This window comes from Paenibacillus sp. FSL R5-0527, assembly GCF_038008055.1.
Lineage (GTDB): Bacteria > Bacillota > Bacilli > Paenibacillales > Paenibacillaceae > Fontibacillus > Fontibacillus macerans.
Map to the genome: position 1 here is coordinate 1,203,491 of NZ_JBBOYI010000001.1, position 12,968 is coordinate 1,216,458.

Here is a 12,968-nt window from a genome sequence, read left to right on the forward strand (position 1 = left end):
CTCAATTCCTCCTTTTTTTCATGATGCAGTATATTCGCGTATATGGGCATTTGTGCAGTGCGGACAAGCATAGGGCCAAAGAATCATGACCGGCTTGCCACTATTTGGTTACGAAACGGCGCACCGTGTGCTAAGATGAGGGTGAGTTAACCGCCGGAAAAGTCGACAACCAAGCGAATTGAAAACGGATTCAAATTTTAAATTTAATATGATTCGAATAGGAGGCGTTGTTGATATCATGAAAATAATCGTTACGGGAGCGGGCCGGGGGCTAGGCCAAGAAATCGTCAAGGAAGCGGTGGGGCGAGGTCATGAGGTAGCCGCGGGCCTCCGGTCGCTGGATACGGACTTGGATCCGCTGAAGGAGCTGCAGGCCACGGCGTCGGGACGGCTGACGCTTTTGGAGCTGGATGTGGATGAGGAAGAGTCGGTGCTTAAAGCCAAAGAGGCGATGGCGGTCAAGTGGGGAGCTTTGGACGCGCTGGTCAACAATGCCGGCATTTTGCTTGCCCGCGAGCGGTCCATCGAGCAGCTTGAATTTGCGGCGGTGGAGAACACCTTCCGGACGAATCTGCTTGGGCCGATGAAAATGGTGAAGCACTTTTTGCCGTTGCTGAAAAACAGCGCCCGCCCCTGCATTTTGAACGTATCCTCGGAAGCCGGATGCTTCTCGTGGGCCCACGGCCGGGACTATCCTTACGGGCTCTCCAAGGCGGCGCTCAACTTCTTCTCCGCCCAGCTGCGCAAGGAGCTGTCCCCGCAAGGCTTCGCGGTATACGCGCTGCATCCCGGCTGGATGCGCACCCCGATGGGCGGCAGCGAGGCCCCGGGCGATCCGGCGGATACGGCGCGCAGCATCCTGGATCTCATCGAAGGCAAAATCGCGGCCGATGCCGAAGCCTGGATGATCGACCGTGAAGGCCGGGCGATGCCTTTTTAAGGCAGGCAGTATGCCGAATTCTAACGGACACCAGCGCCGCTATTTGAGTGAAAACCACAGACCTTATTCGGCGCAAATAAGCATGTATCCGGCCATTTTCGAGCAAATAGCGGCTCTCCTGTCCATTAAAAATTAAAAATTGAAACGGGTTCTTTTCAAGGAAATAAGGCCATTCAGGTCCGTAAGACTTCAAAGGCCGAGGATAAGGCAAGTTACATAGGGAGGGGGCTTCCACTTTGCGCGGAAGCAGAGGGGGCGGGAGCCTCCTTTTTTTTGGTGGGAATAGCCTTTTTGGGGATATAGCCTTGATCGGCCGGGGACTGACTGTTAATTGTAAATCATACAACTAACTGGATATCAATCGCCCCAATCCTTCGTTAGTTGCATTTCATGCAGTTATTTCCCGTATATTCCGCCATTCCTTCGAAAGATAGCAGTTTAATTGCAGGTTTTGCACTTATCGAGCGCTATGGGAGCATCGCCGGATAAGCAACTGTATATTTTGCAACTATTCCATTCAATGCGTAGACTATGAGACTATGAGAGCGCAGGAGTGGGAAGCGGGCGCTTCCGCTGACGCGATGGCTTTGCAACAACTGCCGAATCGGGTCTATGAAGTCGCCGCGAAAGCTGCTAGAACTAAATACTTAAAAAATTATTAATTAAAATTGTGATATATGTGATTTAAATCACATATATTGTGAAAATAATCACTTATAATAAAGACATCAAAGGTGATCATCCTTAAAAAACAAAAACAACCGAACAAACCAACTTAAGGAGTGGTAAATATGTTTAACAACTTCCTGAGAACCAATAAAATCGCCATGTGGCTGCTGACCGTCATCCGGGTTTACCTCGGGTACCAATGGATTGAAGCTGGGTATCATAAAATTACCGGCGGCTTCGACGCCGCGGGCTTCCTCACCGGCGCGATCGCGAACAGCACGGGCGATCATCCCGCCGTCCAAGGCTGGTGGGCCACTTTCCTGGAACATTTCGCCCTGCCTAACGTAGGCATCTTCAACATCCTTGTTCCTTACGGCGAGTTCCTGGTCGGCCTGGGACTGATCCTCGGCACCTTCACCACCTTCGCCGCCCTGATGGGCCTGGTGATGAACGCGGCGTTCCTCTTCAGCGGAACGGTAAGCACGAACGCGCAAATGCTGCTGCTTGAAGTGCTGGTGGTTGTCGCCGCCGCCAATGCCGGCAAAATCGGCCTCGACTACTTCGTGCTTCCTTACCTGCGCAGACTGTTCCGCAAACCCGGAGCAGCCGGAACGGAGCTTCCGACCCCGGAACAACCGCATAATATGAAACGCACGGCTTAACCGCCACCGTTCAGGATATGAACGCGAGCGCCGAGGGCAAGAACCCCCGGGCTCGCGTTTTTTAATTGGCGTCAATCAGCGTTATTTCCCAATCCCCATTTATATTTTGCAGGAACGAATAATGAGCAGTTCCTCTTTCAATGGTATCATCATGCTTCTTTCTTAAAAATGCAATAGCCACATTAATCCGTCCGATATCTTTGATTTTTTCAATTAATGTAACTTCGTGAAAGTCGTACTCCACTCCAGGTTGATAGTTATCAATATTATTAAACTGTGTTTCATCATGATTTACGATAGCTTCCAAATTCTTGCCGACCATGCCAATGATTTCATCGGTGAAAAAGCTCTTCTCATACTGTGATAAATCAACATTTACACCTTCCTTAAAGTCGGAAAGCGTCGGGGGTTCCAGATCCTGAACTTTAGTAAAAACTATATATTCGGATTCGGAGTTTTCCTCCGTACCTTTACTCTCGTTTGGATAATTTTTCGCCTTCTCCGATCCATTAACATTACCTTGATGACTAACATAACAACCAGATAATAAACTTAAACTAATCGTAAAAAGCCATATTTTCAATAATTTTGCCATGAATCAAACTCTCCCATTTTCGAATTATGTTATTGTCTTTGTTATCTTCCAAAAGTAGCTCCGGAAAATACGGTATAACGATCAAAGTTTTGCGTTGATTTGGGCACTATAGTCACTGATTTAATTTCGCTTTGATCAAAAGCAAATTTCCACTTTTCAACTTTTACAGCATAATCATCTAAACTCTTGGTAAATATCGGTTTTGAAATTACTTGTAACGAGCGAATTCACTTCATCATGATCTCTCCCGTCATACGCCATTATCCACCTAAAAGCTAGATCCTGATTAAGAGTATAGGATACACTTGAAGACTCCATTTATGTAGACTCATTTTTTTGAAAATTGTTGCTAAAATTAAGGTTTTACCTGTAACTTTTGGTGTTTTTTGTTTTATAATTGAGAATGGAAAATATTGGGGAAGGCGGGTATGAGATAATGTTCACTTAGATTTATAGTTTTACTATTTGCGGCAGCATTATTTTTTTCAAACAATAGCAGTCTTGCAGCAGTTCACTCCAAAAAGAAATTAAATGTAGTAATCAATAATGCGGCAATTTCTTCTGCCGATATACTTTCAAAAAATAATCAGGGTGCATATACATTAAACGATAATTTGTTTGTGTATCATGAAGGGGATATTGTTGTTTATCAGTCCATCGATACACAAAAAAAATAAGGGACTGTCGGAAACAATCGTTAGTCTATTGAAAGAAAAGGGGAGCGGTTCCGCCCAAATTAATATTGCGAATCTTGAAGGTAGAACCCGGCTAGAAGTTTATATGATGATTGATGAATATCATGTGAAAATCATCTTTTATATTCATAACATTGAGGAATTAGAAAATTATTTTTTAACGATTGATTTAAATTAAATGTCGTTCTTTCTTTGGCTCTGAGGTGGCTGTCTCCCAAACACATTTTCTTCTCCTGAATTTATCTTCCTCTCTGCTTCCGGATCAAACGGGATAATCGTGCAAAGCGTCCGGACAGCGGATGTTGATCTGCCGATATTTCTTGCCACGATCGATTGCCGGCTTTACGGTCAAGCGCTGATTATTAGGCTGAGCCCTTTCTTTATTTATAATATAATTTTAAAAATTTAATTGTTGTAATTAAAAATAAGATTAGATTTGTAGTAATGCCAAGTGTATTAATATTGTAAGGATTACTAGTATTATAAGACGTAAAGATCCATACCAATAAGCTTGCAAAAAATAAAACGCCGGGAAAAAATAGTTGGACCTTTGATCTAAAGAGAAATAAAATGCTTGGAGAACTTAATGCAAGGTATCCAATAGATACGCTTAGAAAAAAAATAAATTCAGTGTTTGTAACTTGAGGGGGAATTTCAGATAAAAGGAACATGCGTACAATTAATTGAAAAACCGAGAATAAAATTATAAATGGAAAGACAACAAATAAACTAATTCCAAAAATTATCCGAGCTAATTGTTTGTCTTCTTGTTTTTTTATCAAAAAATTCCCTTCCTTTCCTTTTTTATCGTATAAGACATACCCCGCAAGAATAAGCCTTCTTGATAAGCTATTGAATTTCCTTAATTTTTGTTAGATCCCCGCTGCATAGAGCTTCAAGATGATCAAAAATTTTCCGAGCAGACCAATCCCACCATTTAATGGTAAGGAGATGATTGATGAGTTCGTCATCAAATCTTTGCTTAATTATTTGGCAGGGATTCCCGCCGGCAATATGGTAAGGGGGGACATCTTTGGCAACGACAGAATTGGCTGCAATGATTGCTCCATCGCCAATATGCACACCGGGCATATAAAAATTCCTCCTTCGTGTTGTATAAATTATTTCTATTATTATTACACTTTCCCTTTATATTTCGGTCAATTTGATCAAATTACACTATCTCACAATTTTCCAAAAAAGAGGTATAATGTGACTTAAATTACATTTATAGCTGGGCTTATTCGATAAAATTTAGGAAAAACTTGAGTATTGGGGGAATTAATGATGACTCAACAAAAGGCGGGCAAACAGCCGAAAGTTTCAAACCGCACCTATTTGCTTTTAATCGTTCTCTTGAGCCTGGCGATCATTGCCCTTGCCGTGATTTTTCTCAGAGATTCGACGGCTTCCGCGGATCTTAACGGGTTGCCCAATTACACGGAAATCAAGGGTAAATTTGTCGCAGAAGGGCTGAAATACGAGAAGCAGCCGCATTTGGGCAGTCCGGACGCCAAGGTGAAGGTCATGGAATTTGCCGATTTCAAATGTCCTGCCTGCAAAACATGGGAAGAAGAGAACATGGGACGTTTTCAAAAAGACTTTATCGATACGGGCAAAGTCGAGCTGTTCTTTACGAACTTTCCTTTCATAGATCGGGATTCGATCATGGCCGCCAGCGCGGGAGAAGCGATCTTTGCGCAAAGCAACGAAAAGTTTTGGGAGTTTAAGCGCGAGATTTACGCGAACCAAGGAAAAGAATCGGAAATTTGGGCTACCCCTGAATTTCTACTCGATTTCGTCAAAAACCATATTGACGGCATCGATTACGAACGTTTTGCCAAGGACTTGAAAGAGTGGACCTACATGCTGCCGGTCAAGGAAGATTTTAAGACCGCGGGCTTCTATGGCGTCAACGGAACGCCGCAGTTTATGGTGGACGGCGAACTGCTGGACAGTTCTTCTTATGAAGATTTGGCGGCGGCGATCGAAGCGAAATTGGCTTTGGAAAATGGTCAATAAGAATCGAATGAAAGTTTTGGGGCCGGCATGGCCCCTTTTTCTTATTTTATTCCGTAATTTTCAAGATCCTGAGTCCTATTTTTCGACAATATTCTCTTTTTTTTCGTCACACCCCCCTCGCAAAAATGTAATACTCTTCCGAAATAAGATATAGGAACAACAAACATGATAGGGAGGGCAACAAACACATGAAAAAAAGCTGGATCATCACACTCTCCTGTATTTTGGCGGTAAGCTTGTCGGCGGGAAACGCTTTGGCCAAGCCGGGGCAAGCAGGCCGCGCGAGCGGGACGGACAAGAAAGCGGAGACAGGTTCTCAGGTCAAATCAGGCGGGGGACAAGAAAGCCAAAAAGCCGACAATACAAGCGATGACAAGGGGGGAAATCAAGCCAAGGAAGCCGATCAAGATAAGGACACGGTGGATGCGGACAAGCCGCATGGCGATGACGGCAAAGACGGAGGCCAAGGTAAGAGCCAGAGCAATGGTGCCTCAAAGGCAAACGAGGAGGCTAAAGAACAGCAAGAGGTTAAGGAAAAGGAAGATAAACCGGCAACCGTCACGTCGGAAACGTATGGTCCAGGCCACAAAGGGTACAAAGGGCTGCTTAAAGCGATCGAAAACGTAAAGGACAAGCCGGCGGGGGCTGTTCTGGCCGATCTTTTGCTGACCAAATACGATGCTCAACTGACGGATGAAATGAGGTCGGAACTTGAGGGGATCAAGGAGACGGCGCAGGCTTTGACCAAAGCGGCGGATCTGCTGGAACGGGGCGGCAGCGTAACCGATGCGGTTTACGTCCAGAAAGAAGCGGTATTGGCTGACATAACCAACCTTGAATCTTACAAGAAGCTCGGCAAGCTGTATGACAAGCTCGGCAAAAAGGGCGTTAAGCTGTATGTGAACGGGGAAGAGCCCGCGACGGAGGTAGCACCGATTGTAAAAGATGGCAGCACGTTGGTGCCGTTCCGTGCCATTTCCGAAGCATTGCAGGCGGAAGTAACCTATGATCCGTCGGATAAGTCGATTACCGTAACCAAGGACGGAGTTACCTTGAAACTGATCATCCACAGCAAAACCGCGTACAAGAACGGCGTGAAGCAAACGCTTGACGCGCCGGCCGCCGTAATCGACGGGAGCACCGTCGTGCCGGTCCGCTTTATCAGCGAGGCGTTTGAGGCCACGGTGAAGTGGGAGCCGGAAACACAGTCCGTCATTATTTACAATGAAGTGAATGAGACAAGCGAAAAATAACAAGATCAAAGCGACCCTTCGGGGTCGCTTTGATTGTTCATTTCCCCACAGCTCGCTTCACGATTTTCACCAGCTCGTTGCTGTAAGTCTCCAAGTCCGTTTCTTTGTTATGGGCTGAAGTGAGCATGTATTCGCTGATCGCCCCTTGAATCATCTTGCACATAACGCCCGCGTGGAAGTCTCCGAATACGCCTTGGCGCTGACCCTCCTGCAGAATCGTCTTCAGCTCGCGGGCAAGCGGATCTTCCTCTTCATTCCCGTCGTCTAACTTGTAGTAAGGAATATTGTCCGGGGTTCGAGCATTAAAGACGATTTCGATCAAAGCGGTATTATGGGCGGGATGGGTTCCCTGATAGGCCAAGCTGGCATTGATAAAAGCTTCCAGCTTTTCTTCCGGCGTGTTCGCCGGGCGCACCTTGTCCAGTACATAGACGGTCGATAATTCTACCAGCTTCGTCAACAGATGATTCATCAAATCGTTCTTATCCGCGAAATGGTAGGAAATAAGCGCAGTGCTGATCCCCGCGCGCTTGGCGATTTGGGCCAGGCTCGCGTGAACATAGCCGATTTCGTCCAACGTCCGGATCGCAGCCTCAATGATCTGCTCGCGTCTTGCTTCCGCAATGAAAGATTGTTTTGTTTCCGGTTTGTGATTATCGTTCATATGATTACTCCAACTATTCTTCGTTTTTAGGGTCTTTTTTGCTTAATGCCCCGAGCAATGCCAAGGCCAAGATGATCCCGGGAACGGCCATCCAGTCCTGGTAACTATACCAAGTATACCAAAATGCCCCTGCGCCTAGAAGAGCGCTTAGAAAAGCCAGCGTTTTGCCGAGCCAATCGGGCGAATCAGGGGCCAACTTCTCCTTGCTGTCTTGATGCATGAAGACTCCTCCTTCAGCAAGTTGATTGAATGATCGAATTTTTATTTGATTGATTAATCAGATTTTAGCATGCGGAATTTTTGCCGTCAATCCGGGTCATGATATAAATACATACAATTCGGGGAATGAACAAGGGAATGTATTAAGGTCAAAGAAGGTCAAATGGACAGGCTGGTCTGCAGCTCCCTTAAAAATTGGCCTAAAATGCCCCGCAATCGGTTTTTTTGGCCGGAGATCGCTTTTGTCATTCTCTGATCGCAAGCATATAATGAGGGTGTAAGGTCAAATAAGGTCAAAGAAAGGGGAATAAATGATGTTTGATTTGATTCCTTTTGGAAGACACAGAGAAGATGCGTTGAGTCAATGGATGAAGTCTTTTAACGATGCGTTTAACGACGATTTCTTCATGCCGCTGAAAAGCCAGGCAATGTCCTTCAGAACGGATATTCGCGAGACGGAGAACGCTTATCTGGTGGAAGCCGAGCTTCCGGGATTTCAAAAAAATGAAATCGAAATTGGCTACGCTAGTCCTTACTTGACGATCAAAGCGGTGCGCAAGGAAGACAACAACGTGGAAGATTCCAAGCAGCAAATCGTCCGGAAGGAACGCCGCTACGGTGAATACGTGCGCAGATTTTACGTTCAGGACATCGACGAAGAAGGCATTCGCGCGTCTCTGAAAGACGGCGTGTTGAAACTGGAAGTGCCGAAACGCGGGCAAACGAAATCGAAACGCATTCAAATCGAGGACTGAGTTAAGAGGTCCAAGTTAAGAGGACTAGGTTAAGAGACTGGGTTAAGAAGACAGAGTTAAATATAGGGGCTGGACAGGAGGGTTCCTGGCACAGCCCTTTTTGTGTTTTGCATTAACTTTTGCTCAAGCTTTCCCGTGAAAGCTATCCGAAATCTAACGGTTGCGAGCGCCGTTATTTGCCTGAATCCAAGCCAAGATAGCCGGTTTTCAGTGAAATAAGCACCATGGCAACCGTTACAATTTGAAATCAACGTTTTTGGAACAAATAGCGCTTGTGGCCACCGTTAGAGCATTGGTGTGCTCAGAAAATGTATCTTGCCAGATTTAAATGCAACGCTAGTGGCGATTGGAGCGGATTCTGTTGAATATTTTCCAATGAGAGTTCAAAATGGCGTTTGGTTTCCGTCAATCTATTGAATTTTTTCCAATCGTTCCGTTTCGGGAACCTCCGGGTCATTCACAGGTTCAACCCGTTCCACGCGCACGGCGCAAATTTTGAATTCCGGCATCCGGCTGATGGGGTGCAGGGCATCGTTGGTCAGCCGGTTGACCGCCAGCTCCCCGCCCCAATGAAACGGGACAAACACGGTTTTGGGGTGGATGCCGGGGGCCAGCCTGACGGTCAACTCCAACGAGCCTCGGCGGGTCGTCAGCCGGACGCGCTCGTCTTGCCGCAGGCGAAGCTGCTCGGCCAGGGCGGGGTGCAGCTCCGCCACCGGCTCCGGCGCCTTCTTCGCCAGCGCCTCCGTGCGGCGGGTTTGCGCGCCGCTCAGGTAGTGGCCCGCCAGCCGGCCGGTCGTCAGCAGATACGGGTAGTCCGGATCTGCGCTCTCCGCCGGCGGCCGGGGCGTGATCCCGTGCAGGCGGGCGCGGCCCCCTGCGCGGGGGAAGACGCCGCCCGCGAACAGCCGCGGCGTCCCGGGGTGGCCCCCGCGGCGAAGCCCAGCGGCTGCGGGCATCGCTCCGGGCTCGGCACCGATAGCGGCTTCGAGCCCGTTCCCGTTCGCGTTTGCGGCCTCGGCAGCGGCCCCGGCCCCGGCTCCGAGCCGGGCTTTGTCACCGAAGGCGGTTCCGGCGCAGTGGATGCCCCCGCCCTCGGCAGCCGCCCCGCCGCCCGCCGTCCCTGACGCGCCGCCGGCTCTGCACTCCTCGGGCTGGCCCGCTGGCTTCGCCGTCTCCTCTTCCCCGGCTGCCGGGCACGGCCAGAACAGCCCCTGCGCTTCCTTCAGCCGCGAATAGCTCATGCCGCTGTAATCGGCTATGCCCCCGGCGGAAGCGCGGCAGAGCTCATCGAACACGTCCGAAACCGACGTGTACCGGAAATACCGCCCCCGGCCCAGCCGCTCGGCCAGGGCGCAGAGGAACCGGTAATCCGGCAGACTGTCCCCTGCCGGAGCAAAAGCCCTGGGCCGGTGAAACACCCGGCCCTCCAGATTGGTCAGCGTGCCTTCCGCTTCCAGGAAGGACGTGCCCGGCAGCAGCCAATCCGCATAAGCCGCGGTCTCCGTTTCGAACAGGTCGACGACGACGAGCAGTTCGAGCTTGCCCAGCGCCTCGGCGACCCGGGCGTTGTTGGGGCTGGAGACGACCGGATTGGAGCCGAGAATGAGCATCGCCTTGATGCCGCCGTCCAAAATTTTGCCGAACAGCTCATAGGCGGAGACGCCTTTGCCGGGCAGTTCGGCCGGATCGATCCCCCAGACGCGGGCCACATGCTCCCGGGCCTCCGGGTCTTCGATCGACCGGTAGCCGGGAAGCTGGTCGGCCTTCAGGCCGTGCTCGCGACCGCCTTGCCCGTTGGCCTGCCCGGTCACGGAACCGAACCCGCTGCCCGGCTTGCCGATGTGCCCTGCGAGCAGGCACAGGTTGATGTACTGCAGCGTATGCTCGACCCCGTTGACTTGCTGCTCCAGCCCCCGCGCCGTCAGGACGATCCCGGTTTCCACGGCGGCAAATCCCCGGGCCACGGCGCGGATTGTCTCTTCGGCCACCCCGGTCAACGCGGCCACCCGCTCCGGCGGAAAAGGCCGCACGGCTTCACGCACCTCCTCCAGCCCCTCCGTGCGGGCCGACACAAATTCCGCGTCGTATAGGTTCTCCTCAAGCAGGACGTGCAGCATGCCACCGACGAGCAGCGAGTCATGGCCCGGCTGCAGCGTGATGTGGATGTCGGCGATTTTGGAGGTCAGCGTTTGGCGCGGATCGATCGTCACGAGCACGGCACCCTGCTTCTTCGCCGCAAGCAAATACGGCATCATGGTCGGCTGGCACTCCGCGATGTTGGTCCCGGCCAGGATGATATATTTGGCCTTGGGGATATCGTCCAGCGGAAAATTCAGCCCCCGGTCAATGCCGAAAGCTCTTTGCTGCGCGGCGGCGGCCGAGGACATGCAGTAGCGGCCGTTGTAGTCCACGTACCGCGTGCGGAGCGCCACGCGGGCGAATTTGCCGAGCAGATAGCAAACCTCATTCGTCAGCGATCCGCCGCCAAAGACGGCGACGCTGTCCGGGCCGTGCTGCTCCTGCAGACGGAGAATCCGGGCGGCGATGTCGTCGAGCGCTTCCGTCCAGGATGCGGGCCGCCACGCCGGGGACGGTCCCGCCGCGCCAGGCGTAGTTCGCCGCCGCGCAGCACTAGCAGACCTTCCCGCCGCGCCAAATGCGCCCCCTGGCAAGAACCTGCCGCCATCCCCGCATTCATCCTGTTTACGGTGCGGAGCTAGAATCCGCCCGGGATGCGCTGCGTGAGTAATGGAGTGCAGGCCCTTTTGGCACAACTTCCCGGTAGCCACGGGGAAATCGGGACTCGGCTTCGCCTCGTACCCGAGCGCATCGGCCGCCCCGCCCGCCGGATGCAGGTCGATACCGCATTGCATGCTGCAGAAGCAGCAGTGTGTGCGGAGGCGCCCGTCAGGATTGGCGGCTGTAGGAATAAGCGTCATACGCCCCGCTCCTTTCGAGGAAGGTTCGTTTCCACTCGCCTTGGATCAGCAGCACCGTGACGATGCAGGCGACGGCGATCCCGCTCAGAATCAGGAAGCCGGGGGTATACGAGCCCGTGTATTCCTTTAAAATCCCGAGGATATTCGGTAAAAAATACCCGCCGAGCCCTCCGGCCGCGCCGACGATCCCGGTAATGACGCCGATTTCCTGTTGAAAGCGCTGGGGGACGAGCTGGAATACCGAGCCGTTGCCCATGCCCAGGCACATCATGCAAATAAACAGCAGCACCGTGACTACCGGCAGCGGCGGCAGCGAGGAGATCAGCGCCATCGTGACGGCGACGCCGCCATACAGCGCGAGCAGCATGCGGATGCCGCCCACCCGGTCGGCCAGCCAGCCGCCGACAGGCCGGAAAAAGCTGCCGGCGATTACGCAGAGCGTCGTAAAGTCGGCGGCTCTGACGGCGCTCAGCCCATATTCGGTGTTGAAAAAAATCGTCAAATAGTTGGACATGCCCACAAAGCCGCCGAAGGTGACCATGTACAGCATGCAGAACAGCCAGGTGTCCCGCTGGCCGAGCACCGCCGCGTAATCCGTCAGCCGCTTGGGCTCGGGTTGGCTTGGGCTGTCTTTGGCCAGCAGCGTGAATACGATGAACACGACGGCGATCGGAATCAGCGCCAGTCCGAACACGACCTCCCAACTGCCGTAATGCTGGGCGATCCGGTTGGCGAACAGCGTGGAGAACACCGTGCCGCTGTTGCCCGCTCCGGCGATCCCCATCGCCAGGCCCTGATACTGCGGCGGGTACCAGCGGCTGGCGAGCGGCAGCGCGGCGGAGAAGGAGGCGCCGGCCACGCCGAGCAGCAGGGCGACGACGTAAAGCTCGCCGAGCGAGCTGACGAACTGCCAGCCATAAATGAGCGGGATCATGGTGACGATCATGCCGATCTGGCCGGTCCGTTTCGGGCCGATGCGATCGGCCAGTACGCCGAGCACCAGCCGCAACACGGAGCCGCCGAGCACCGGCAGGGCGACCAAGTTGGCCTTTTGCGAGGCGCTCATCGGGTAATCCTGCATCATAATGACCGCCAGAGGTCCGATCAGCACCCAAATCATAAAGCTGACGTCAAAATAAAGAAATGCGCTGAGCAGCGAGGGCTTATGCCCGCTTTTCCAAAATCCGCTTCGTTCCATCCCACCAAACTCCTCTCCGTTTTCATGCCCTTCAAGGGCATTTCTTTTTTTGAAATTGCAACCTGCAAAAAAACAGAAAGAGCCGCAGGAGCAATCGTTAGCGATTGCCCGTGCGGCTCCGTTGCCACCGGCCGGCACAGCGTTGTGCGGGGACCGGAATATAAGCGTCACGACGTTGTGAACGTAGTTAAATTATATGAGGCAGAAAAATATTATGTCAATATAAATTACAAAAAACTTTCATAATTTTTACATATAAATACTTTTATACATAAATATAAGTGAAATTTTCGGTATGTTTAATACGATTACAAAATATATATCATATTTACGTTATATATAATGACATGAACC

General features: G+C 51.1%; 10 protein-coding genes and 1 pseudogene. 5 read left to right on the forward strand and 6 right to left on the reverse strand.

Features of this window, described 5'->3' with window-relative positions:
* The first annotated feature begins 238 nt into the window (after positions 1-238).
* Both NYE69_RS05470 and NYE69_RS05475 read left to right on the forward strand, forming a co-directional pair.
* Positions 239-940 (forward strand): SDR family NAD(P)-dependent oxidoreductase, encoded by a 702-nt coding sequence (locus NYE69_RS05470; protein ID WP_340924908.1) that lies wholly within the window; start codon positions 239-241, stop codon positions 938-940.
* A 791-nt stretch (positions 941-1,731) separates the two neighbouring features.
* Complete coding sequence (locus NYE69_RS05475) at positions 1,732-2,271, forward strand: DoxX family protein (RefSeq protein WP_340924911.1); 540 nt, start codon at positions 1,732-1,734, stop codon at positions 2,269-2,271.
* Between the two features lie 61 nt (positions 2,272-2,332).
* Here the strand turns inward: NYE69_RS05475 and NYE69_RS05480 are convergent, their stop codons facing one another.
* Positions 2,333-2,866: a hypothetical protein gene (locus NYE69_RS05480; RefSeq protein ID WP_340924914.1), complete on the reverse strand. Its 534-nt coding sequence runs from the start codon at positions 2,864-2,866 to the stop codon at positions 2,333-2,335.
* A gap of 1,544 nt (positions 2,867-4,410) precedes the next feature.
* A pseudogene (locus NYE69_RS05485) lies at positions 4,411-4,653 on the reverse strand (acetyltransferase); the annotation flags it as partial.
* Between the two features lie 195 nt (positions 4,654-4,848).
* Between NYE69_RS05485 and NYE69_RS05490 the strand changes: the two are divergent.
* Both NYE69_RS05490 and NYE69_RS05495 read left to right on the forward strand, forming a co-directional pair.
* Entirely contained in the window at positions 4,849-5,583 is a 735-nt protein-coding gene (locus NYE69_RS05490; protein WP_340924917.1) for a DsbA family protein, read from the forward strand.
* Positions 5,584-5,771: 188 nt separating this feature from the next.
* Positions 5,772-6,836, forward strand: a complete 1,065-nt coding sequence (locus NYE69_RS05495; protein WP_340924920.1) for a copper amine oxidase N-terminal domain-containing protein — start codon at positions 5,772-5,774, stop codon at positions 6,834-6,836.
* Positions 6,837-6,873: 37 nt separating this feature from the next.
* Here the strand turns inward: NYE69_RS05495 and NYE69_RS05500 are convergent, their stop codons facing one another.
* Both NYE69_RS05500 and NYE69_RS05505 read right to left on the reverse strand, forming a co-directional pair.
* Positions 6,874-7,500, reverse strand: a complete 627-nt coding sequence (locus tag NYE69_RS05500; protein ID WP_340924922.1) for a TetR/AcrR family transcriptional regulator — start codon at positions 7,498-7,500, stop codon at positions 6,874-6,876.
* A gap of 13 nt (positions 7,501-7,513) precedes the next feature.
* On the reverse strand, positions 7,514-7,720 hold the full coding sequence (locus NYE69_RS05505; RefSeq protein WP_340924925.1) for a hypothetical protein: 207 nt from the start codon (positions 7,718-7,720) through the stop codon (positions 7,514-7,516).
* Positions 7,721-8,033: 313 nt separating this feature from the next.
* Between NYE69_RS05505 and NYE69_RS05510 the strand changes: the two genes are divergently transcribed.
* Positions 8,034-8,474, forward strand: coding sequence for an Hsp20/alpha crystallin family protein (locus NYE69_RS05510; RefSeq protein ID WP_340924927.1), 441 nt, complete (start codon positions 8,034-8,036; stop codon positions 8,472-8,474).
* 410 nt (positions 8,475-8,884) lie between these two features.
* Here the strand turns inward: NYE69_RS05510 and NYE69_RS05515 are convergent, their stop codons facing one another.
* A complete protein-coding gene (locus NYE69_RS05515; RefSeq protein WP_340924930.1) occupies positions 8,885-11,416 on the reverse strand; it encodes a molybdopterin oxidoreductase family protein in 2,532 nt (843 codons plus the stop codon).
* Positions 11,385-12,614 (reverse strand): nitrate/nitrite transporter, encoded by a 1,230-nt coding sequence (locus NYE69_RS05520; RefSeq protein WP_340924933.1) that lies wholly within the window; start codon positions 12,612-12,614, stop codon positions 11,385-11,387. The genes NYE69_RS05515 and NYE69_RS05520 overlap by 32 nt, the downstream gene beginning before the upstream one ends.
* Positions 12,615-12,968 lie beyond the last annotated feature (354 nt).